This is a genomic window from Arthrobacter sp. N199823 (assembly GCF_002929705.1).
Classification (GTDB): domain Bacteria; phylum Actinomycetota; class Actinomycetes; order Actinomycetales; family Micrococcaceae; genus Specibacter.
Window position 1 is genome coordinate 253,260 of record NZ_PJIN01000001.1, and the last position, 21,206, is coordinate 274,465.

Sequence of the window (21,206 nt, forward strand, 5' to 3'; positions counted from 1 at the left end):
ATACCTGACCACCAAATCCGACGACTCACCAAAACCACAGAACACTCGGAGTGCAAGATCTGTAACTCGAGTGTTCACCCACTGGGAGGAAACAATGAAACACATCAACAAAATGCTGGGGGCGGGCGTTCTGGCGCTTGCTCTCACCGTCACCGGCTGCAGCGCTGGCGGCGGCGGAAACACACAGTCAACCGCTGACAGCAGCAAGGGTGCGGGGGGCTCGGCAACTCTTCCCACAACGGCGTGGACCGCGGCCGATTATGCCGCGGTCAAGGACGGCGGCACACTCACCTTGGCTGTTGATCAGCTGCCGGATAACTGGAACACCTTGCAGGTGGACGGCAACGTCAAGGCTGCCGCTCAGATCACGGACCCCACCACGGGTGGCCCGGTTCGCAACACAGCTGACGGTGGCTGGGAGCTCAACAAGGACTACGCCACCGACGTAAAGCTTGCCAGCGAAGATCCTCAGGTTGTCGAGGTCAAGCTGAACCCGAAGGCCGTGTGGGAAGATGGCACGCCCGTCACCTACAAGGACTACGAGGCCACCATCAAGGCCAATAACGGCAGCAACAAGGACTACCAAATTGTGGGCGACAACGTCTTCAAGGACATTGAATCGGTGACCAAGGAAGACACCGACTTCAACTTCAAGATCACCTTCAAGAATAAGAACGCTGACTGGCCCTCCATTCTCGGCGGCAGCACAGCAGGTTCATCCCAGACGGCAGTGCTGCCCGCAGCCATTGCCTCGGATGTGAAGGCATTCAACGAGGGCTACAAGTCCAAGCCGTTGCCGTCCAACGGACCTTTCAAGGTTGGCAACGTTGACACCGCCGGCCAGGTTGTCACCTTGGTTCCCAATGACAAGTGGTGGGGCCAGAAGCCCAAGCTGGAAAAGATCATCATGAAGGTTATCTCCCGCGATGGCTTGGCTCAGGCCTACGCCAACAAGGAACTCGATGCCATGAGCATCGGCACCAGCAAGGACAACTACGAGACGGCCAAGAAGCGCACCGACGGTGCCGTCCAGCAGTCCGGTGGTCTGACCTGGAACCACGTCACGATGAACGGTTCCAAGGGACCTCTGGCCGATGTCAAGGTTCGCCAGGCCGTGGGCCGCGCCGTTGACCGCGACACCATCTCAGCTAGCCGTCTGGCCCCCATCGGTGCTCCGGTGGCCAGTCAGAACAGCTACATCTTCATGCCGGGCCAGAAGGGCTACGAGGACAACGCCACAGCAGTCATCGGCTTCGATACCGCCAAGTCTGAAGAGCTTCTCAAGGAGGCTGGCTACACCAAGGCAGCCGATGGAACGCAGGAAAAGGACGGCGCAAAGCTGGAATTGACCTACACCCTCGATGCCAATAACCCCGTGTCAGAGCAGATCTTCAAGCAGATCCAGGCCAACCTGAAGGTCGTGGGCATCACCCTGAAGAACAACACTGTCCCGGAGGACAAGTTCTTCTCCGACTACGTGCTCAAGTCCAACTTTGAGCTCACCGGCTTTGCCTGGTCGGGTACGGCTTACCCTATTGCCGGCACTGAATCCATCTTCTACCCGGTGGATGCCGGCCAGAACTTCTCCGGTGTCACTGATCCTAAGTTGGGCGAAATGTGGGCTGCGGCCAACGCTGAGCTCGATCCCGCGAAGCGTCTGGCTCTTGCCAATGACATTGACAAGGCGATCTTCGCCGTGACCCCCGTTATCCCGTTGACCCCCACCCCTAACACCTATGGTGTGAAGACTGGGCTGGTCAATTACGGTGCGGCACAGTTCCAGTCGATCGACTGGACCACAGTGGGCTTCAAGTCCTAAGCAACTCCAAAAAGTGCGGCCCGGTCAGCTCGTAAAGAGCTGACCGGGCCGCGCTTTTGCGTGCTAGCTCAGGGTGCTGATAACACCCAGAACCAGCAGCAGGACACCGACGACGACGGCAGGTACGTTCCAGCGGATCGTCACTTTGCTGGGGTGAGCCGGCTGGGAGTCGGGGGAATGCTGGGAGGAGGTCTCGGCGTCGTGCATCATAAGGCTGTGGCTGCGTTCCCAGAGATCCCACTGATTTTGGATGACAGTTTGGGTGTGGGGGAGTGAGGGCAGATTGGCCGGGCCGGTTCTGGCGAGGCGGGGGCCGATCTTGCCGGCGCCAGGTGCGCCCCAGCTGGAGATGCGCCCGGCGGAGGTATCCAGCATGACGGTGTGGATCACGCGCAGGGATGTCAGCTCGCTGAACGGAATGGTGTGCTCGCGCAGGATGTTGCGCACCGTCAGGCCGTCCGGGGATACCAGCAGGCAGGGGCGCCAGAGGAGCAAGAATATGCCCCACCCGACAAATAACAACCACGGCAAAAAGTGCCAGATGGAGCCGGGAGTGCCGGCCGCTATCAGGTTCACGGCGAGGGCTGCGCAAATGGCCAGCCCCACGGCGGCGAGCACGCGGGTGGGGGTCGAATAGACGGACACGGTACGCGGGGCGTCGGAGGCTGATTCCATGGTCCTTCTAGAATGCCAGACTTTCACCACGTCAGATCCGGTGACCCCCAGCTGGCGCGCCGGAGCCCTAATTCCTAGAGTGAGTCCGGCTCTATTTGAGCTTCCTTGGCCAGTTCCTCGGCGTGCTCATTGATCTCTGCAATGTCTGGGCTGACCATCCCGGAGTACACCTCAGCCAATGGATCGTGGTCAGTGGATTCGCGGACCAGGTCTTTTTCGTCAAAATCTGGATTTTTGCTCATGGCTTCACCTTAGTCGTGGCGTAGCGAGGCTGCTAGAGGTCGTGGAGGACTGGTTAGGGCACGGTCCTGAAACCACGGCTTCATGACGCGCCAGCCTGCCGGGCAGAGTGGGTCGGGTCGCTGGTAACTGCCGCCACACACACCGCCTCCACCGCAGGGACATGTGACGCGGGCCACTTGACGGGCTGGGTGTGGCGTGAGACGTTATTACAACGATGTAATTGTAAGAAGGGCCCGGGGGACGCTGTGGTGTTGAGTTCACAGCTGACTGCGGTCTTGCCGCAAGGCGGCCAGTAGTGCTGGCCATTGCGAAGTGATGGAGGGACGTGTTGCTTCCCCCAGTCAACGGATGACCACATGATAAACACTAAGAAAGAGGAATGCACCGTGACGAAGGCAGTAATCGCCATAGACAGAACTTCAGTGGTGGCCCCCATTGACCGACGCATCTTTGGGTCATTTGTTGAGCATCTGGGCCGATGCGTCTACGACGGAATCTACGAGCCCACCCATGCTACGGCTGACGAAGACGGCTTCCGCCGCGACGTGGTGGACCTGGTTAGGGAGCTGGGCACCACCACCATCCGTTACCCAGGTGGCAACTTTGTCTCGGGGTTCCGCTGGGAGGACAGTGTGGGTCCGCGCGAAAACCGGCCCGTGCGCCGCGATCTGGCATGGCACTCCATCGAGACCAACCAGGTGGGGATGGATGAATTCTCCCGCTGGCTGAAACTGACAGGCTCTGAGCTGATGCTCGCTGTCAATCTGGGCACCCGAGGCATTGAGGCTGCACTGGATCTGCTGGAATACGCCAACCACCCCTCTGGGACGGCTTTGAGTGACCAGCGGATCAAGAACGGCACGGAAGAGCCGCACAATGTGCGCATGTGGTGCTTGGGCAACGAGATGGACGGGCCTTGGCAGACCGGTTATATGTCTGCTGACGATTATGGAAAGATCGCCGCCCGCACGGCTCAAGCCATGAAGGCTGCCGATAAGGATCTGGAACTGGTGGTGTGCGGCTCCTCCGGTTCCTCCATGCCCACCTTTGGCGACTGGGAACGCACGGTCCTGGAGCACACCTACGAGCATGTCGACTACATTTCCTGCCACGCCTACTATCAGGAGCGCAATGGCGATCTGGGTTCCTATCTGGCGTCCTCTCTGGACATGCAGTACTTCATCGAGACGGTGGTGGCCACGGCTGACCATGTAGGCAACAAGCTGCGCAGCGACAAAAAGATCAAGCTCTCCTTTGACGAGTGGAACATCTGGTACCTGGATGAGCACAAAGCCTCTGAGGAGGTTAACGAGGAATGGCGCGAGGCCCCCCGCCAGCTGGAGGATGTGTACTCGGTGGCCGACGCCGTCGTCCTGGGCAACCTGCTGATCACCTTGCTGAAGAATCACGACCGCGTGGCGTCGGCCTCACTGGCTCAGCTGGTCAACGTCATCGCCCCCATCATGACTGAGCCGGGCGGTGCCGCCTGGCGCCAGACTACTTTCTTCCCGTTTTCTGTTACGTCCAGACTGGCTCGGGGTGAGATCCTGAACCCGCGCATCACGGTGGACAGTTACACCACGGCAGTGCACGGCAACGCCCCGCTGGTGGACTCGGTTGTCACGGTGGACGCAGACGCAGCCGCGGTTTTCCTGGTCAACCGCAGCACCACGCAGTCTATTGAGGTTTCCATCGATGCCACCGGACTCGGTGCCACGGGCATTGCCGAGGCGGTCACCTTGCATGACGCGGACGCGTACGCCAAAAACACTCTGGAAGACCAGAACCGTGTGGGACTGAAAGTCCTGGAAGATGCCGTGTTGCTCAACGGCATCCTGACAGTAGTCCTGCCGCCGGTGTCCTGGTCTGCCGTGGCCCTGACGCTGTAGGGCGGCGCTGCCAAATAAGTTGCCAAGTAGCACGGGAGGCATCCACGAAGGGGTTTGCCCTTCCTTGCACCATTCGGAACCCGCCCACTCCTGAACCCGGCGCTGGAGTGGGCGGTCCTTGACAGGCGAGCTGTTAGCGCTAACACTGGATCGGAAGACTTTCTGGGTCGCCACGGGGACACGGCCCACATTCACCAAGGAGATTTGATGGAATCCAATGTACTTCTCGCCAACCCGGTGCAGCAGTCGAGCGCAAATGGGGCCGTATTCCGGATTGCCGCGGGGGAGTATTCCGCGGCCTTCACATCCCGGGGTGCTGCTTTGTCGGAACTTCAGTGGGCCGGGCGGGATCTGGTTGTGCCATTTGACCCAGACCTGCCTATACCTGACTACCGGGGCATCATTGCCGCTCCCTGGCCCAACCGCATCGCCGATGGGGCCTACCGTTGGGAAGGCGTGGTCCAGCACCTGCCGCTGAATGAGCCGGACCGTGGTACGGCCCTGCACGGGCTGGTCTTTGACAGACTGTGGGACGTGGAGAAGCATTGCGCCGATTCCCTTATACTGCGCTGCGAGATTGAGCCCTCCAAGGGCTATCCCGGGCCGCTGTTGCTCGTGGCGGAGTACCGGATCGATGCCGATGGGCTGCACACTACCGTGACCGCCAGTAATCCGGGCGTGGGGCGGGTCCCTTACGGTGTGTGCCCGCATCCTTATCTGGTGGCCGGCCCGGCCCCGCTCGACGAGTGGACGCTGCACCTCGATGCCGCCGAGTTCCTTGACGTCACTCCTGACAGGTTGCTGCCTCTGGGGTTGCGCCCAGTAGACGGGCATCCCTTCGATTTCCGGGCCACTAAGAACATTGGCGCCACGGAGATCGATCACGCGTTCACAAGCATTGCTGCAGACATTACAGACACCTCGGAGCTGACCATCACCGACCCCTCCGGCAGCCATGTGGGCATGCGTTGGGATGCGTCCTGCAAGTGGCTCCAGATCCACACTGCGGACAAGCCTGACGCTGCCATCAGCCGCCGGGGCTTGGCCGTGGAGCCCATGACCTGCCCTCCCGATGCTTTCAATTCTGGCACCAGCTTGATTGCGCTGGAACCGGGAGCAGCACATTCCGCCAGCTGGACCATTTTCGGCGGCTAGGCGGCACGGCTTCTAGCTGCTCTAAGCGGCCGTCTGCATCTTGTAGCATCGAGGAATGGTGCCATGGCGGTGCCATGCAAGTTTTTGGCAAAGAGCGGGTGGAAGATGCGGGCCACGGTGAAGGATGTCGCTGCTCGGGCAGGTGTCTCCCCAAAGACTGTCTCCAATGTGGTCAATGGTCTTGTCCCTGTCAGTTCGGCCACCCGCGCCAAAGTGGAGGCGGCCCTGGCGGAGCTTGATTATGTTCCCAACCTCTCTGCCCGCGGTCTGCGCAACGGCCGGACAGGGCTGATTGGTTTGGCCCTGCCCGATCTTGGCACCCCTTACTCTGCTGAGTTGGCTCACCATGTGGTGGAGGCTGCCCATGCTCTGGGCTGGGCTGTGCAGATCGAGGAAACCGGGAAGGATCCCCAGCGGGAATTTGAGCTGGTGTCCAGGGCGCGGGCCAACATGGTCGACGGCCTGATCCTCAACCCGGTGGCGCTGAATGAGAGCGCCATTCGCACCGGAGGAAGCCTGCCTCCCATGGTGTTGCTCGGCGAGGTTTCGCAGCAGAGCGTGGACCAGGTTGCGGTGGACAATATTGCGGCTGCACGGGAAATGACACGCGCACTTGCCAGACATGGACGACGGCGGATTGCCGTGTTGGGTGCCAATGGAACCCGAGGTTCGGCCACTGCTTTGGTCAGGACGCAGGGCTACCGGGAAGCCATGGCCGAGCTGGGACTGCCTACCGGGCCGGAGCTGGAAATTGTTTGCGATGCTTGGAGCCCGGCCGGCAGTGCTGCGGCGCTGCGAAGCTATCTGGCCGCCGGTCATCCGCTGCCCGAAGCGATTTTCTGTTTCACCGATTCCCTCGCCATCGGCGCCCTGAGCGTGCTGCATGCTGCCGGTCACCGGGTTCCCGAGGACGTCATTGTTGCCGGCTTCGACGACATTGCCGATGGCCAGTTTGCTGTGCCGGCCCTGACCACCGTGGCTGTGGACAAGGCCGCTATGGCCCAGACAGCGGTGAGACTGTTGACGGAGCGCATGGCCGATCCTGGGCGCAGTCCCGTCCACGTGCAGATGCCCCATCGCCTGATTGAACGCGACAGTACCGGCCTACGCTAGGCGTGCCACCAAAGTCCTGTCAGAAAATGATTGTTCGCGCTAACAATTCTCTTGCGCTTGTGATTACAACGATGTAATCTGTGTCTGGAGTCACATTGTGGCCCAGTTTTCCGCAGTGATTTCGTGTCCAAAGGAGTGACCGATGCACCAACCGCGAGATAATTCCAGCCCCGGCCTGAGCCGCCGGCAGCTGCTGAGGGGTGGAGGGCTTGCCCTGGCCGGCCTTGGCGCCGCAGGACTGTTGTCCGGATGTGGCGGGAGCGCCGCAGCCTCGGAAACCGCCCAGTTGCGATTCTGGCACCTGCTGTCCGGAGGCGACGGCATCAAGATGGCGGCCATGATTGATTCGGCCAACAGTTCCCAGTCCGCCTGGCACGTCAACCCCACCGTGTTGGCTTGGGGAGCACCGTATTACACCAAGCTGGCCATGGCTTCAGCCGGCGGACGGCCGCCGGAACTTGCCATCATGCATGCGGCACGGGTTCCCGGCTATGCCCCCGGTGGTCTGCTGGACCCATGGGATCTGGACCTTCTGGCCGAAAATGGCGTCACGCCCGAGGACTTTGCCCCGCGTATTTGGGAAAACAGCCAGGTAGACGGTGCTGTCTTTTCGATCTCCCTGGACTCCCACCCCTTCATCCTCATGTACAACACCGAAGTCGCGGACAAGGCAGGTGTGCTCGGCTCCAATGGACAACTGGAGGAGATAACCAGCCCCGACCGATTCAAGGAGGCGGCCCTTGAAATGTCCAAGGTGACTGGCCAACACGGCTTGTCTTACGGGTATCTCAATGATGGTGCCCAAATGTGGCGCATGTTCTATACCCTCTATTTGCAGCACGGTGCGGCGATCGAGCTTGTTCCAGGTCAGAAGGCAAAGGTAGACCGCGACGTGGCCGTGGACGTCCTGGAGTACATTGGCTCCCTGCTGGATGACAAGATAGCGACCGCGAGCGGTGATGGCGGAACAGCCATCGCAGAATTCGCCGGTCAGGACTCGGGCATGATCGTCTCAGGCGTCTGGGAACTGCCCACCATGATCAACGCAGGGGTCCCCTTGGACGCCATGCCGATTCCGACCCTCTTCGGCACGCCTGCAGCCTTTGCGGATTCGCATGCCTTTGTGCTGCCGCACCAAAAATCGCTGGACGAGCAAAAACGCCGGGATTCCTATGCCTTCGTGGCCGCGCTACTGAAGGGATCCATAAATTGGGCGCAGGCCGGCCACATCCCCGCCTACCAACCCGTTGTGCGCTCGGCCGCCTACAAGGAGCTCATGCCCCAGGCCCACTACGCCGGTGCCGCCGACATTATCAATTACGATCCCAGGGCCTGGTTCACCGGCTCAGGATCCGATTTTCAAGCGTACTTCGCTGACAACATCCAGAACGTCTTCCTGGGACGCACCGCGGCAAAAGATGGCTGGGATTCCTTCGTCAAAAGGCTGGACACGCTCCTCTCGAAACCCAATCCGGTATAGGGGAGTCATGAAAATCAAGGCAACCCCAGCAGCAACCACCCCAACCACCATCGCGCCAAAGGAGTCTGGACAATGAGCGCATCGACAAGCATCCGCAGCGTCAGCACGCAACAGGCACCAGCGGCGGAAAATAAGCATGCAGCACGCAGCCGGCGGGACAGGATTCACGGCTGGTCCTTCATGGCCCCGTTCCTGCTGTTCTTCGGATTGTTCCTGATCTGGCCGCTGATCCACGGCATCGTCATGAGTTTCACCGGGAAGTCACTAACAGGCGCCAACAGCAGCTTCCTGGGCTTCGCCAACTACGCCGAAGCACTCGGCGACGTCGACATGTGGCATGCGCTGGGCAACACGCTGTACTTCACTGTCATCAGCACCGTTCCCTTGGTTCTCGTGGCACTGCTCATGGCCGCCCTGGTCAACATGGGCCTTCCAGCACAGTGGCTGTGGCGGTTGTCCTTCTTCGCCCCGTTCTTGCTGGCATCCACCGTTGTCTCCCTGTTCTTCGTCTGGATGTTCAACCCTCAATTGGGTTTGGTTAACGAGGTCCTGTCGAAGGTGGGCATCGCGCCCGTTGACTGGCTGAACAACCCCGACATCGCCATGTGGTCGATCGTCATTGCCACCCTTTGGTGGACTGTCGGCTTCAACTTCCTGCTGTATCTCGCAGCCATGCAGAACATTCCGCAGGCACACTTCGAGGCTGCCTCGCTCGACGGTGCCGGCGGCTGGCGCCAGTTCTTCTCCATCACCTTGCCGCAGATCAACCAGACCACCATCATGATCGTGATCCTGCAGGTGCTGGCCTCCCTGAAAATCTTCGACCAGGTCTACCAAATGACAGGCGGCGGTCCCGGCGGCACCACCCGGACCATTGTGCAGTACATCTTTGAAACCGGATTCACCGGTTACCGCCTGGGTTACTCAGCAGCCATTTCATACATCTTCTTTGGGCTCATCGTCGTTGTCTCGATCGCCCAATTCGCCATCACCCGCAAGAGGAGCGCATAGGACATGGCCACAACCCTTACGACGCCGGCCCTCACCATCTCGCCTGCATCCTCAGTTCCCGTGCGGCGCAAGAAGCGCATCGCACCCTCCCGCATCATTGCCACCGTCATCGTTGCCATCCTTGCGGTGACGTGGATGGTCCCCTTCGCGTGGGCCGCCATCACCGCACTGAAAAGTGAGACTGAGGCGGCGGCAACACCCATCACCATCGTGCCCGAATCAGGCTTCACCTTCGATGCATTCGCCAAGGTTCTTCAACAGGGCAACATCCCGCAATGGACCTGGAACTCGCTGTTCACCTCGGCGGCCATCACTGTCGTCACCCTCGTCATCTCGGCGCTGGCGGCCTATGCGCTCTCACGCATCGACTTCAAGGGCCGCAAGGTGCTCATGGTCGTCATTGTCGCCTCGCTCATCGTCCCGCCGCCGGTGCTGATCATCCCGTTGTTCTACCAGATGGTCGCCTTCAACATGATCGATACCTACTGGGGCGTTATTCTGCCGCAGGTGATCTCACCGGCCATGGTGTTCGTGCTCAAAAAGTTCTTCGACCAAATTCCGCGTGAACTCGAGGACGCCGCCCTGGTGGATGGTGCCGGACGGATCCGTATCTTCCTGCAGGTGGTGCTGCCCCTCTCCAGACCCATTCTGGCGGCTGTTGCAATCTTCGTTTTCATTGGAGCTTGGAATAACTTCCTGTGGCCCTTCATCGTCACCAATGACAGTTCCATGCTGACCCTGCCTGTGGGGCTGCAGACCATCAAGAGCGCCTACGGAATTCAGTACGCCCAGAACATGGCCTCTGCCTTGCTCGCGGCGCTGCCTCTGATCGTGGTGTTCCTGTTCTTCCAGCGCCAAATCATCAAGGGCATCTCCACCACCGGCCTCGCCGGAACCTAAAACTGCGCCAACCCGAGCAAAACAAGAAATCAGACCAACACCAGTAAGTAGGAGAACAAGCCACATGTCTCGTGCACGGATCAGTATTGACCGCGATTTCACCGTCTCAGAGGTACCCCACCGTCTGTTTGGTTCGTTTGTGGAACACATGGGCCGGTGTGTTTACACCGGGATCTATGAGCCCGGGCATTCCCAGGCGGATGAGCAGGGTTTCCGTAAGGATGTTCTGGCCTTGACCAAGGAGCTGGGTGCCACGGTGATCAGGTACCCCGGTGGCAACTTTGTGTCCGGCTATAACTGGGAAGACGGCATCGGCCCGGTCGCTGACCGGCCTCGGCGTCTTGACGGTGCCTGGCACACAGTGGAATCCAATGCCTTCGGCCTGCACGAGTTTGTGGACTGGTCCAAGAAAGCTGGCACGGAGATCATGGAGGCCATCAACTTAGGCACTCGCGGTGTTGAGGCAGCCCGGGAAATTGTGGAGTACGCCAACCATCCCGGCGGAACTTATTGGTCGGATCTGCGGGCCAAGAACGGGCACAAGGATCCCTTCAACATCAAGCTGTGGTGCCTGGGCAATGAGATGGATGGGCCGTGGCAGATCGGCCACAAGACCGCGGACGAGTACGGCCGGCTGGCGCAGGAGGCTGCGAAGGCGATGCGATTGGTGGACTCGGGCCTCGAGCTCGTGGCCTGCGGATCCTCGAACTCCGGCATGCCGACGTTTGGGGCGTGGGAGCAGACGGTGCTGACCCACGCCTATGACGAGGTTGATTATGTCTCCCTTCACGCTTACTACCAGGAGCACGACGGCGACGCGGCCAGTTTCCTGGCCAGTGCCGTGGACATGGACTACTTCATTGAGTCTGTGGTGGCCACCGCCGATGCCGTGCGTGCCAAGGGTAAGCACAAAAAACACATCAATCTCTCTTTCGATGAGTGGAACGTTTGGTATCAGCGTGGTCTTGACACCGAAGACCAGCCTCACAATGTAAACAACTCCGGCTGGCGCGAACATCCTCGGGTCATCGAGGACAAGTACAACGTCACCGACGCCGTGGTGGTTGGCACCCTGCTGAACTCGTTGCTGCGTCACGGTGACAGGGTGAAAATTGCCAATCAGGCCCAGCTGGTCAATGTCATTGCACCCATCCTTGCGGAGCCCAACGGGCCGGCCTGGCGCCAAACCATCTTCCACCCGTTCGCGCGGATGGCGGAGCTGGCGAAGGGCCAGATCCTGCGCACAGTGGTGGATTCGGACAAGGTGGAAACCTCACAGTTCGGTGATGCAGACCTGGTTGATGTCAGTGCCACTTGGAACGAGGAAACCGGTCGGATGGCATTGTTCTTCGCCAACCGCGGACTGGAAGAAGCCGCCGAGGTGGAGGTGGCGCTGCGCGGCTTTGATGCCACGAGGGTCACCCGCGCCGAGGTTTTGGCCGTTCCCGAGGGAGGGGACCGCTTCACAAAGAACACCCTAGAAATGCAGAATCAGGTGGGTCTGCTGCCGCTGGACGGGGTCAAGGCAGCCGGGGACGAACTCAAACTCACACTGCCCGCACTGTCCTGGGCCGTCGTCGAACTTGAAGTGGGAAAGAACTAGGGATAGCAAGGAAACTCCCGGGCATGGCAAAGGGGCGGCACCTCGGGTGTTGCCCCTTTGCCATGCCGAATCAGCCGAGCACGGCTGGTGCGTTACGGTGGAGGAGCATCAACGAACTAATCCTGAACGGAGCCAACATTGGCCGCCAGCACCAAGCCAGCAACGGCCACCCTCACACCGGAGCAACGCCAATCCGTGTGGGGCACGCTGAAGTCTCCTCGCCGGTTAAAGACGGAAGTTCTTGGCGGGCTCGTCGTGGGGCTGGCCCTCATCCCGGAAGCGATCGCCTTCTCCGTCATTGCTGGCGTGGACCCGCGGGTTGGACTGTTCGCAGCCTTCACCATGGCTGTGACCATTGCCTTCACGGGTGGGCGGCCAGCCATGATCTCGGCTGCAACGGGGGCAGTGGCGTTGGTGATCGCCCCGTTAGTGCGGAGCCATGGCGTGGACTATCTGATTGCTTGTGTGATTCTGGCCGGGGTCATCCAAATCATCTTGGCGCTGGCTGGCGTGGCCAAACTGATGCGGTTCATCCCGCGTTCGGTCATGGTGGGCTTCGTCAACGCGCTGGCAATTCTGGTCTTCATAGCTCAGCTACCAGAGCTTATTGGTGTGCCGTGGCTGGTGTATCCACTAGTCGTAGCCGCCCTCGTGATTATGTTTGTCCTGCCGCGATTCACGCAAGTGGTGCCGGCGCCACTGGTGGCGATCGTGGTGCTGACAGTGGTGACCGTGATGACCTCGATGGTGGTGCCCACCGTGGGGGACAAGGGGGATCTGCCCAACTCGCTTCCCACCGCGCTCATCCCCAATGTTCCGTTCACGTTTGAAACCTTGCAGGTGATCTTCCCGTTCGCGCTGGCCATGGCGTTCGTGGGCTTGTTGGAATCGCTCATGACAGCCAAATTGGTGGATGACATCACTGACACTCGCTCCAACAAGACCCGTGAAGCCTGGGGCCAGGGCGTGGCCAACATTGTGACCGGGTTCTTCGGCGGCATGGGTGGCTGCGCCATGATCGGCCAGACCATGATTAACGTGAAAGCCTCAGGGGCCCGCACCCGGATTTCAACCTTCTGTGCTGGCGTTTTCTTGCTGCTCCTGGTGGTGGTGCTGGGCGATATTGTCCAGCTGATCCCGATGGCCGCGCTGGTGGCCGTCATGATTTTTGTCTGCTGGGCAACGTTTGATTGGCACAGCATCCGCCTGCGCACCCTCAAAGCACTGCCCAAGAGCGAAACGTTTGTCATGGTGGCCACCGTCATCGCGACGGTTGCCACGGACAACCTGGCCGTCGGCGTGGGTACCGGAACGGTGCTGGCCATGGTCCTGTTTGCCCGGCGCGTGGCTCACTTTGTCACCGTAGAACGCGTGGTGGTCCAAGGCGGGGAGAGCGTCACATATGTTGTGAACGGTGAACTGTTCTTCGCCTCATCAAACGATCTTTACACCCAATTCGAGTACGCCCTAGATCCGGATCACGTGGTCATCGACCTGCGCGAATCTCATCTGTGGGATGCCTCCACCATCGCTACCTTGGACGCCATCACGGATAAATACCGCCGCCACGGCAAGGACGTGGACATCGTGGGCCTGAACGACGCCAGTGTTCAAATGCGCCAGCGCCTCGCCGGGAAACTCGGTGGGAACTAACCCATCAATAGGGGAAGCTCGACGGCGTCTGCCTCACCGTGCGCTGGTGGTCACCGTGCGCAAACGGATGATCAAGGTGACGGCAACTACCACAATGGCTCCCACCAAGGCCGCCGTAGCCGCCGGCGTTGACAGCAGCTCACCGCTGAAACGTGCCACGGCTACCCAGGCTAAACCCCAGCTCAAAGATGCGGCCGGAGCCAGGCGGCCCTTGCCGTAAATGGCCAGAGCAACTCCAACGGCAGCAGCGACTGCTAGAACAAAGACTGCCCAGGCGTTGGGATTCAGGCCGAAGCCGTTGAAGCCAGCGGCCACCAAGACGGCAGAAATGTTAGCTGCTGTTGCCACACAGACCCAGCCCAGGTACAAGCCCATGGTGCCATCTGTGACGATGGCGTCCACAGTGTTGCTTGGCCGGTGGCGAAGGATCAGCACAAAAATGTAGGCAAGTACGGCTAGTAAGACGGCAATGATCGGCACACTCAACGGCAGGAGATCAAATTGAACGCTGAGGATCCATGCGGCGTTCAACAGTAGTGATGCCGCCACGGGGTAGCCCAATAAGCGATGCCTGTGCTCGGTTTTCTGCTGAGGTAGAAACTGCCAGACGGCGTAGGCCACTAGCCCCAAGTAAATAACGCTCCAAATGGAGAATGCCGGACCGCCCGGTGCAATGAGCGTTGAATCCGCTGAAAGCGCGCCGTTGGAGGCGTTCTGAATTTGGGTGCCCCCGGCCGCGCCAGAGCCAATGAATGAGCCGATGATAGCCGCCACGGCGCTTGCGGCAACTACTATCTGGCGTAGGGTGTCGTTCTTTGCTGGTGTCGGGTCCATTTTTCCAGCCTAGCGCCCGGCCGGCGTCTGCGTGATGGAGTTGGATCTTCTCCAACACAGAACCGTCCGTTTGTATAGGAATGTTGATTAGCTCGCGGTCAGATGAATGCCCGTCTACTCCGCAGCTCCGGGCACAAAGAATGTGCTCGAGGTAAGCCGCGAACCGTCCAACACCACTACCCATTCATACGTGGCACTCGGTGGCAGCGGCAGCCCGCCGGGGAAGTTCAGCACAATATTTGAGGTCCCAGGGAACCCCATGGGCGGTGGCTGGGTTTCAGGGTTGGCAGGATGGCGAAAATCCACGTCTTGTTGGAACATCATGGTGTTCTCACCCTCGGGCCCGCCAAGGGTGACAGGCTGCCCATCGGCGTCCACCAGCAGCACCTCCACCGCGGCCGAGGTCTCCTCAAACAGGGGAATAGTGACAGTAATATTCACAAACACGGCAAACGGCGCGGTCAGTCCAGTCTGCGGATCGGAACCGAGGAACTGGATCCCGCCGCCAATAATGTTGACCTTGCCCGCGGCGTCCACGTTCACGAAATCGGCAATCAACACCGTTCCGCTGCCACTGCTTGAACTCATTGTCATGCAAGATTCTCCATAGCGCTCAGGGCCGGCTGGTTCCTTAACCATAGGTCCTTACATGCGGTGCCTCGGTTGCCGCTGGTGTTTATGAACTACTCCTGTGAAGTTCGACGCCGGACTCTCACCTTGGGTGCTTAGCTCACCTGCTCCTCGGGCGTCGGAATATCTAAGAAGCTCCCAAGTGATGTGCAGTATCCGGGTTCCCTGAGCTTCTTCATGGTTAGTGATTCAATCTGACGGATGCGCTCACGAGTCACGCCGTAGACCTGCCCGATTGCGTCAAGGGTCTTGGGTTCCCCGTCGTGGAGGCCGTATCGCATGGATAGAACTCCGGCCTCGCGCTCACTGAGGGTATCGAGGACGTTATCCAAGGCGGCCAGCATGTCAGTGCGCTCGGCGTATTCGTGAGCGGTTGCCTCTAGCGGGTCGTACATTTGCTCTGACAATGGTTCGGATCCGCCATGACCGTCGGGAACAAGCATGTCTAGGGAGAACACTGGGGCCGCGTACTTCATGATCTTGCGAACATCTGCAGGGGTTGAATCGAGTGGGTTGGCCAATTCTTCTGGAGTTGCAGGCCTTCCCAACTCCACTGAGAGTTGTCGTCTCACGGAAAGAAGCTTGTTGATCTGTTCCGTCATGTGAACTGGAACACGGATGGTGCGCCCCAAATCTGCAATGGCGCGGGTAATTGCTTGACGGATCCACCAGGTTGCGTAGGTCGAGAACTTGTTGCCCAAGGTGTAATCGAACTTATGGACGGCGCGCAGCAGGCCCAGATTTCCCTCTTGGATGATGTCAATAAAATCGAGGCCGCGATCCAGATACTTCTTCGCAATGGAGACAACGAGCCGCAGATTTGCGTTCATCATCGTGTCAAGGGCACTGGCACCAAGCCGGACCAGCTTTTCCAAGTCATGGCGTTCGCGGCGGGAGCCCAACACGCAGTTTTCTAATTTGTAGGTAGCCATCAAACCAGCCTCGATAGTTTGACCTAGGTCCACCTCGGCAGCTGCGTCAAGAAGAGAAAACTTTCCAATCCGTTTGAGATAGTCGCCCACAATATCGTCCGTCAGGCCTGTAGTGTGGGCCAACAACTCGGCCGGCTCATCATCATCGTCCTCCGACAGCTCAAACAGGGGAGCAGCCGGTTCTGGAACCACAGCGTCAGGTTCCAGTTGCGGCGATGGAGTGGAATTCTCATCACCGGATGTTGCCTGACCTTCACCGCCAGCCGATGGGGCATTAGCCGAGACTTCAATATCCGGATACCTCAGGAAATCTTCGATCTCCTGCAGATCGGTGGCGATTTCAAAGAACTCATAGCGACGCGCAAAGGGAAGTACGCGGCCCAGGAATTCTTCCCCCTGCACATCAGGGTCTTCCACCGTATTGATCGCAAACAGCACCACGAGTCGACCAACACGCCCGTCCTTCTTTTTACGGATCACACGGCCCAGACGCTGCACCATCTGGCGCTGGCTGCGATTGGCGGCCACGATGATGCCCAAATCTGCCTCGGGCACGTCTACGCCTTCATCGAGAATGCGTGGTGCAGCCAATACTTGGGCATCGCGATTGCTGAAATCAACGAGTCCCTGCTTGCGCTCTTCGGGCCGCATGCCGCTATAGATTGCTGTGGCGGTACATCCCACCGTGCGGTAAATGTCCTGGGCGCTACGAGCTGAGGCTTGGGTCTGGGTGAAAACCAGTGTTCCTCCGGACTCTGCAACAGGTTGATGCAGAGCGGCCAGCGCCAACCCCTTGGTCTTGGTTTCGGCCAATAGGGACAAGCGTGCGGACATAGCCTTCATGTATTTGCGGGCCAGACCAGCCTCGGCTGTGAGCCCTGCCGAAGCTGCAAGTGCAGCGACTGCGGCAATGAACGCGGGAAAGGGAGTTGGTGGCACATTGGCGTACTGCTTCAGATAACGGGCGGCCTCGGACATGGTGTCGGAGAACTCGTCGTAATTGGCCCGCTCAGCTGGTGTGAGCTCAACACCGATCATAGCGATATCGAACGGGGCAATAACGTCGTCACGCAACGCCCTGTCATACCAAAGGTTGAAGACCACTCCGCCAAAGTAGGGCGACAACATTTCGTGATGGCCGCCGTCGTTCCTCTCATACGTGGCAGTCAATCCCAAACGCCAGTTGTATCCCTGCCCCAGAGCCGCGGCGAAGAGAGGAGCAGCGTAGCGGTGGCACTCGTCGGCGATCAGTAGCCCGGCTTTGTGCGCACGCAGTGTCTGGTGCGTAGCTGCCGAGTGCACGATGGCGATGAGGACATCCACGTCGTCCAGAGAATCCTTGCGACCGTTGCCCAGTAGTCCCGTGGATGCGGAGGGAAAATCACGCTTGAGGGTAGCGAGCCATTGACGCTGGAGCTCTGCGGTGGGGACCAGAATGAGTACTTTGATGCCCTGCCGGACAGCCTCATGAGCAGCCGCAACACCTAGGCGGGTCTTGCCGGAACCGGTGACAGCCTCAATGACGCCACGGCGAGCATTGTTATGCCAGGCGTCGAGCGCCTCCTGCTGCCAGGGGTAGAGGAAACCGTAATCGGCTGCCGCAGGAATGCTCCGGAGGATGGGAGGCAAGCTGTCATGAAGGACCTCGTCGGCACGTGCCAATGGTGTGTCCACTACCTGTGTCATGATGACTCCTTTTCCTGCGCGATCCACCGGAACGTGATGGTGGTCTCAGGCTAGGAGGAGGGTCTGACATTTAAGAGTTACAAAAATTTTGTAACTCTTGATTTGACAAACGGAGAGTTACAAAAGTTTTGAGAACTCGTTTGACGGGCCAGATTCTTCCGGTGAGAATCAACAGACATCCTGCAACTTTGCATGGATGGCCTGCCGAGAATGGACATGCTATGTGGACTATGGACGCAACTTGGGGAAGCCTAAGGGCGACGCGGCGACGCGGCGACGTATGGCGGAGACACCGGATATGTGGAGCTCGATAGACCACTTGGCACTCGAGGGAGCCTTGGATTCGTCCATGGAATACCTCGATGATGAACCGTACTTTTCCTATGATGCGCGCAAGCACTACGTGCCAAGCGCGGTGAAGTACTACTTGACCGGTGCCAATGGTCGTGCCATCCGCCTCACCAAAAAGGACGAATCTGCCGGCATCAGCGTGTATCGCCTCGACGGGGAATGGGTAGCCCACGACCACCTAGATGTTCCTGCTGACGCCGGCACTGCTCACGTCACCGAAAATGCGGTTGACGTGTGGGACCGTTTCAAGGGGAAAGCGTCTGTGCGGGCTTTTGCCAACACCAATCTGGACAACCCGGTAAAAGGCTGAGCCGCCTCGCCTAGGTGGCGCGCAAACCCCCTACGCCGCCAGGGCCAGCGAGCCTTGGCCAGCCAGCCCCAGAACCGACTCCTGAATACTGCACAGCAGCACGTTCCGTTGCTCGTTTGTTAGTTCTGCTTCCTTGGCGCGGCGGGCCAGAACAGCGAGCCGGTCAGCGGTGTTGTTGAGGTGGTTACTCCCGTGTCCCTTGACCCACTGGAACGCCACCAGAGACTTCTCTGTCAGGGTGCGGATAACGGCGACTTCTTCCCGGCACGCAGCGTTGAGGCCGGAGGGACGAGAGGACGGGTTGGTGAGCAAGCGGACCGCTGTCTGATTATCAGAAAGGACAGTGACGGCGCACCGGCCGTCTAATGTCCCAGAAAACCGGGAACGTGCGGCCAACAGTCCTAGATGAATGGAATGCAGCTCGGCCTCCAGAATGGTTCCATGTTGACTGGCCCGCAGTCCCAAGATGACTGGACTGCCCAAACCGAAGTCCATGGCCCAGCCGTGGCCCCGCCACGAACTACGGGATCCCTTGGACGCATCAGTGGCGATGACAAGGTTGGTGAGCAGGGATTCAAGGTGTTTGGGAACGGCCCTCTCAATGGCCGCGGTAGCGGCCGCCGGTGCGTACAGAGGGCTGACCATGACACCAGCAGCTTCTAGGAGACCAGCAAGAGTGTCAGCATAAATGGGTACCTCAACCGTTGGCTGGAGCGACTTGATGGCAGCCAGAATTTCTGCGAGCTGACCGCCGCACTGGTCTTTGATCCGCGGCACCAACGCGGAACCGACAAGCATATCCACAACGTCCGGTCCCTGAGTCCGTGCAACAACCCACACGCACCGGCCCCCACGGAACTTCACCGCGGCAGTGATGCCGTGCCGGGACCCAACTTCCACGAAGGCTGGCCGCAGGCGAAGGAGCCCGGGCCCGGGCAGCGGTAGCTTGCGGCTCGGTGTCGCGACTGTTGCTGATGCGCTGCTGTCCATGGTGGCACTCCTTGAATTGTCGATGTGGCTATTGAGTGTGAGCCTAAGGGCAGGGACTGACATTGAGAGCAGAAGGGTTGGCGACTATGTAGAGCGATGGGAGGCATCTCGCCCTTAGCGGCCGTAACAATCTTGCGATGTCGGGCCCCTGTGGTTCATTGAGACCATGAAGCTACCCAAGATCCTAGATTCCGCCCATGTCGAGCAGGCCGCAGCGCTAGTCAATGGGTACTACACCAAGACCTATAAGCGTGGCGAAGTGCAGACTGGTGCTCGCTTCGAATCTTGGATGGGTGGCGGTGACGCATCTGAGGTAGTCAACACCATCACGGCCGATGACCTGATTGCCGTCACGTTCCTGTCCGTTGAAGTCCCCGCACCGGCAGCCATTGGAATTCTGGAAACTCACAAGGACAAAATTTCGGAGTTGCTGGAACAAATCCCGGCCGATCTTGACCTTGCCGGGGTATCTGCTGAGAATTTCGCCAAGACACTGGGGCAGGATAGTGCGGCCGTGCAGCTCTGGCGGCTCCTGCGTCAATCTGATGCGAAGCGGTGGGGCATTGGCCAGACCACGGCGAGCAAGATCATGGCCCGAAAGCGCCCGCGGCTGATTCCGATTTATGATTCCGTGGTGGGCCCGTTGATGGGTCTGAAGAATTCAAATAAGCAGTGGAGCGCATGGCACGAGGTCCTGGCTGACGGTTCAGGGCTGCCCGAACGGTTGAAGCAAATCCAGGAGAAATCGGCAGTTGCTCATGACGCTTCAGCTCTGCGCATCATGGACGTAGTGCTCTGGAAGCACGGCAAGAATCTGGCCAAATCGAAGTGGGGCGCCGGCCGCCGGGACTAAGACGCAGGCCTCACCCAATCGGTGAGGCCTGCGCATTGTGTGGACGTTGTGGTCACCGGGTGCTGAGGGTTCCCAGCGTACTTGCCATGAGGGTGTCCATGTTTAAGAGGGCTCCTCTGACACGGCGTTGTGTGGTTACGGGGCTTAGCTTGTGTGGCGCTGGGTCGGGGCAAGAACCTTGATGACAGCGGAGTCATCCTCTGCAGCCAATCCCTGTGCCTGTCCCAAGAGGAAGAGCTGTTCTGCGGCTGCGGCAACGGGCGCGGCTAGTCCTGCAGCGCGGGCTGCCTTGCCGACGATCCCCATGTCCTTGACGAAGATGTCCAGGCGGCTGAGCACCTCGGCGCCGTCTTCGGTGTAGGCCTCCAGGATGCGGGGGCCGCGGTTGGAGAGCATGAAGGAACCGGCGGCTCCTGCTTCGAGGGCGGCCAGAGTCTTCGCTTGGTCAAGACCCAGGGCATCAGCCAGAGCCAGCGCCTCAGCTGCTGCAGCAATGTGAACGCCACAGAGCAGCTGGTTGACGGTCTTGAGCGCCTGACCATCGCCGGGGTTATCGCCCACAATGGAGAGTGTGGAAGCGAGCAGTTCAAGCACCGGGGCAGCCTGACGCTGGGCTGCCGGCGTAGAGCCAACCACAATCAGCAGATCGCCCTCACCCGCACGGACAGGGCCGCCGGACAGCGGTGCGTCAACAAGTTCCACACCGAAATCGGCCAGCCTTGCCACTGTGGCCGGAATAGCCTCGGTGCCCACGGTGCTGGTGAGGATAACCACTGAGCCCTTGGACAGGACGGGGGCTACGCCATTTGCGCCGAACAGGACCTCGTCGAGCTGTTCGCCGTTACGGACTGCCAGCAGAAGGGCGTCGGCCCCGCGCGCTGCGGCCTGGGCCGAATCAAAGATGTTGATGCCAGCTTCTTTGGCCAGTTTCAGGCGCGGCTCGGCGATGTCAAAGCCATTGACAGTGAGCTTGGACGCCAAGCGGGTGGCCATGGGCAGCCCCATTGCGCCCAGGCCCAGGACTGCGACGGTGTACTTGTTGTTCATGGTGGTCTCCTTGAAAATCTGCAGTGTAAAAC

General features: G+C 59.7%; 18 protein-coding genes. 11 read left to right on the forward strand and 7 right to left on the reverse strand.

Annotated elements, in window-relative coordinates:
• Positions 1 to 94: 94 nt before the first annotated feature.
• Positions 95 to 1,819, forward strand: a complete 1,725-nt coding sequence (locus CXQ93_RS01115; protein WP_104108652.1) for an ABC transporter family substrate-binding protein — start codon at positions 95 to 97, stop codon at positions 1,817 to 1,819.
• A 63-nt stretch (positions 1,820 to 1,882) separates the two neighbouring features.
• Here CXQ93_RS01115 and CXQ93_RS01120 read toward each other — a convergent pair whose 3' ends face one another.
• Both CXQ93_RS01120 and CXQ93_RS20565 read right to left on the reverse strand, forming a co-directional pair.
• Positions 1,883 to 2,494, reverse strand: a complete 612-nt coding sequence (locus tag CXQ93_RS01120) for a PH domain-containing protein (RefSeq protein WP_104108653.1) — start codon at positions 2,492 to 2,494, stop codon at positions 1,883 to 1,885.
• Between the two features lie 74 nt (positions 2,495 to 2,568).
• Positions 2,569 to 2,736, reverse strand: a complete 168-nt coding sequence (locus tag CXQ93_RS20565; RefSeq protein ID WP_181036001.1) for a hypothetical protein — start codon at positions 2,734 to 2,736, stop codon at positions 2,569 to 2,571.
• A 357-nt stretch (positions 2,737 to 3,093) separates the two neighbouring features.
• On the opposite strand from CXQ93_RS20565, the gene CXQ93_RS01125 reads away from it, so the two are divergent.
• From CXQ93_RS01125 to CXQ93_RS01160, 8 genes are all read left to right on the forward strand, one after another.
• Positions 3,094 to 4,626, forward strand: a complete 1,533-nt coding sequence (locus CXQ93_RS01125) for an alpha-N-arabinofuranosidase (protein WP_219817308.1) — start codon at positions 3,094 to 3,096, stop codon at positions 4,624 to 4,626.
• 207 nt (positions 4,627 to 4,833) lie between these two features.
• Complete coding sequence (locus tag CXQ93_RS01130; protein WP_104108655.1) at positions 4,834 to 5,781, forward strand: aldose 1-epimerase family protein; 948 nt, start codon at positions 4,834 to 4,836, stop codon at positions 5,779 to 5,781.
• A gap of 105 nt (positions 5,782 to 5,886) precedes the next feature.
• Entirely contained in the window at positions 5,887 to 6,894 is a 1,008-nt protein-coding gene (locus CXQ93_RS01135; protein WP_104109147.1) for a LacI family DNA-binding transcriptional regulator, read from the forward strand.
• A gap of 142 nt (positions 6,895 to 7,036) precedes the next feature.
• Positions 7,037 to 8,374, forward strand: coding sequence for an extracellular solute-binding protein (locus CXQ93_RS01140; protein WP_104108656.1), 1,338 nt, complete (start codon positions 7,037 to 7,039; stop codon positions 8,372 to 8,374).
• A gap of 72 nt (positions 8,375 to 8,446) precedes the next feature.
• Positions 8,447 to 9,385 carry a carbohydrate ABC transporter permease gene (locus CXQ93_RS01145; protein WP_104108657.1) on the forward strand — a complete coding sequence of 313 codons (939 nt, stop codon included), beginning with the start codon at positions 8,447 to 8,449 and terminating at the stop codon, positions 9,383 to 9,385.
• A 3-nt stretch (positions 9,386 to 9,388) separates the two neighbouring features.
• Complete coding sequence (locus CXQ93_RS01150) at positions 9,389 to 10,285, forward strand: carbohydrate ABC transporter permease (RefSeq protein WP_104108658.1); 897 nt, start codon at positions 9,389 to 9,391, stop codon at positions 10,283 to 10,285.
• A 64-nt stretch (positions 10,286 to 10,349) separates the two neighbouring features.
• On the forward strand, positions 10,350 to 11,888 hold the full coding sequence (locus CXQ93_RS01155) for an alpha-N-arabinofuranosidase (protein WP_104108659.1): 1,539 nt from the start codon (positions 10,350 to 10,352) through the stop codon (positions 11,886 to 11,888).
• A 138-nt stretch (positions 11,889 to 12,026) separates the two neighbouring features.
• Complete coding sequence (locus tag CXQ93_RS01160) at positions 12,027 to 13,541, forward strand: SulP family inorganic anion transporter (RefSeq protein ID WP_181036002.1); 1,515 nt, start codon at positions 12,027 to 12,029, stop codon at positions 13,539 to 13,541.
• A 33-nt stretch (positions 13,542 to 13,574) separates the two neighbouring features.
• Here CXQ93_RS01160 and CXQ93_RS01165 read toward each other — a convergent pair whose 3' ends face one another.
• The 3 genes from CXQ93_RS01165 to CXQ93_RS01175 form a co-directional block, all read right to left on the reverse strand.
• Positions 13,575 to 14,375 carry a TspO/MBR family protein gene (locus tag CXQ93_RS01165; RefSeq protein WP_104108660.1) on the reverse strand — a complete coding sequence of 267 codons (801 nt, stop codon included), beginning with the start codon at positions 14,373 to 14,375 and terminating at the stop codon, positions 13,575 to 13,577.
• Positions 14,376 to 14,489: 114 nt separating this feature from the next.
• A complete protein-coding gene (locus CXQ93_RS01170; RefSeq protein WP_104108661.1) occupies positions 14,490 to 14,969 on the reverse strand; it encodes a DUF6941 family protein in 480 nt (159 codons plus the stop codon).
• 131 nt (positions 14,970 to 15,100) lie between these two features.
• Positions 15,101 to 17,623: a sigma-70 family RNA polymerase sigma factor gene (locus CXQ93_RS01175; RefSeq protein ID WP_104108662.1), complete on the reverse strand. Its 2,523-nt coding sequence runs from the start codon at positions 17,621 to 17,623 to the stop codon at positions 15,101 to 15,103.
• A 241-nt stretch (positions 17,624 to 17,864) separates the two neighbouring features.
• On the opposite strand from CXQ93_RS01175, the gene CXQ93_RS01180 reads away from it, so the two are divergent.
• Complete coding sequence (locus CXQ93_RS01180; RefSeq protein WP_146073125.1) at positions 17,865 to 18,284, forward strand: hypothetical protein; 420 nt, start codon at positions 17,865 to 17,867, stop codon at positions 18,282 to 18,284.
• Positions 18,285 to 18,314: 30 nt separating this feature from the next.
• Here the strand turns inward: CXQ93_RS01180 and CXQ93_RS01185 are convergent, their stop codons facing one another.
• A complete protein-coding gene (locus tag CXQ93_RS01185; protein ID WP_104108664.1) occupies positions 18,315 to 19,274 on the reverse strand; it encodes an RNase H family protein in 960 nt (319 codons plus the stop codon).
• 166 nt (positions 19,275 to 19,440) lie between these two features.
• Here CXQ93_RS01185 and CXQ93_RS01190 point away from each other — a divergent pair, with 166 nt between their 5' ends.
• Positions 19,441 to 20,127: a DUF6308 family protein gene (locus CXQ93_RS01190; RefSeq protein WP_104108665.1), complete on the forward strand. Its 687-nt coding sequence runs from the start codon at positions 19,441 to 19,443 to the stop codon at positions 20,125 to 20,127.
• A gap of 144 nt (positions 20,128 to 20,271) precedes the next feature.
• Here the strand turns inward: CXQ93_RS01190 and CXQ93_RS01195 are convergent, their stop codons facing one another.
• Positions 20,272 to 21,174 (reverse strand): NAD(P)-dependent oxidoreductase, encoded by a 903-nt coding sequence (locus CXQ93_RS01195; protein WP_104108666.1) that lies wholly within the window; start codon positions 21,172 to 21,174, stop codon positions 20,272 to 20,274.
• Between the last annotated feature and the right edge of the window lie 32 nt (positions 21,175 to 21,206).

What these genes read in the sequence shown, in the direction of transcription:
- CXQ93_RS01115 (WP_104108652.1), top strand. Translation starts at nt 95, where the DNA reads ATGAAACACATCAACAAAATGCTGGGGGCGGGCGTTCTGGCGCTTGCT.
- CXQ93_RS01120 (WP_104108653.1), bottom strand. Translation starts at nt 2,494, where the DNA reads ATGGAATCAGCCTCCGACGCCCCGCGTACCGTGTCCGTCTATTCGACC.
- CXQ93_RS20565 (WP_181036001.1), bottom strand. Translation starts at nt 2,736, where the DNA reads ATGAGCAAAAATCCAGATTTTGACGAAAAAGACCTGGTCCGCGAATCC.
- CXQ93_RS01125 (WP_219817308.1), top strand. Translation starts at nt 3,094, where the DNA reads ATGATAAACACTAAGAAAGAGGAATGCACCGTGACGAAGGCAGTAATC.
- CXQ93_RS01130 (WP_104108655.1), top strand. Translation starts at nt 4,834, where the DNA reads ATGGAATCCAATGTACTTCTCGCCAACCCGGTGCAGCAGTCGAGCGCA.
- CXQ93_RS01135 (WP_104109147.1), top strand. Translation starts at nt 5,887, where the DNA reads ATGCGGGCCACGGTGAAGGATGTCGCTGCTCGGGCAGGTGTCTCCCCA.
- CXQ93_RS01140 (WP_104108656.1), top strand. Translation starts at nt 7,037, where the DNA reads ATGCACCAACCGCGAGATAATTCCAGCCCCGGCCTGAGCCGCCGGCAG.
- CXQ93_RS01145 (WP_104108657.1), top strand. Translation starts at nt 8,447, where the DNA reads ATGAGCGCATCGACAAGCATCCGCAGCGTCAGCACGCAACAGGCACCA.
- CXQ93_RS01150 (WP_104108658.1), top strand. Translation starts at nt 9,389, where the DNA reads ATGGCCACAACCCTTACGACGCCGGCCCTCACCATCTCGCCTGCATCC.
- CXQ93_RS01155 (WP_104108659.1), top strand. Translation starts at nt 10,350, where the DNA reads ATGTCTCGTGCACGGATCAGTATTGACCGCGATTTCACCGTCTCAGAG.
- CXQ93_RS01165 (WP_104108660.1), bottom strand. Translation starts at nt 14,375, where the DNA reads ATGGACCCGACACCAGCAAAGAACGACACCCTACGCCAGATAGTAGTT.
- CXQ93_RS01170 (WP_104108661.1), bottom strand. Translation starts at nt 14,969, where the DNA reads ATGACAATGAGTTCAAGCAGTGGCAGCGGAACGGTGTTGATTGCCGAT.
- CXQ93_RS01175 (WP_104108662.1), bottom strand. Translation starts at nt 17,623, where the DNA reads ATGACACAGGTAGTGGACACACCATTGGCACGTGCCGACGAGGTCCTT.
- CXQ93_RS01185 (WP_104108664.1), bottom strand. Translation starts at nt 19,274, where the DNA reads ATGGACAGCAGCGCATCAGCAACAGTCGCGACACCGAGCCGCAAGCTA.
- CXQ93_RS01190 (WP_104108665.1), top strand. Translation starts at nt 19,441, where the DNA reads ATGAAGCTACCCAAGATCCTAGATTCCGCCCATGTCGAGCAGGCCGCA.
- CXQ93_RS01195 (WP_104108666.1), bottom strand. Translation starts at nt 21,174, where the DNA reads ATGAACAACAAGTACACCGTCGCAGTCCTGGGCCTGGGCGCAATGGGG.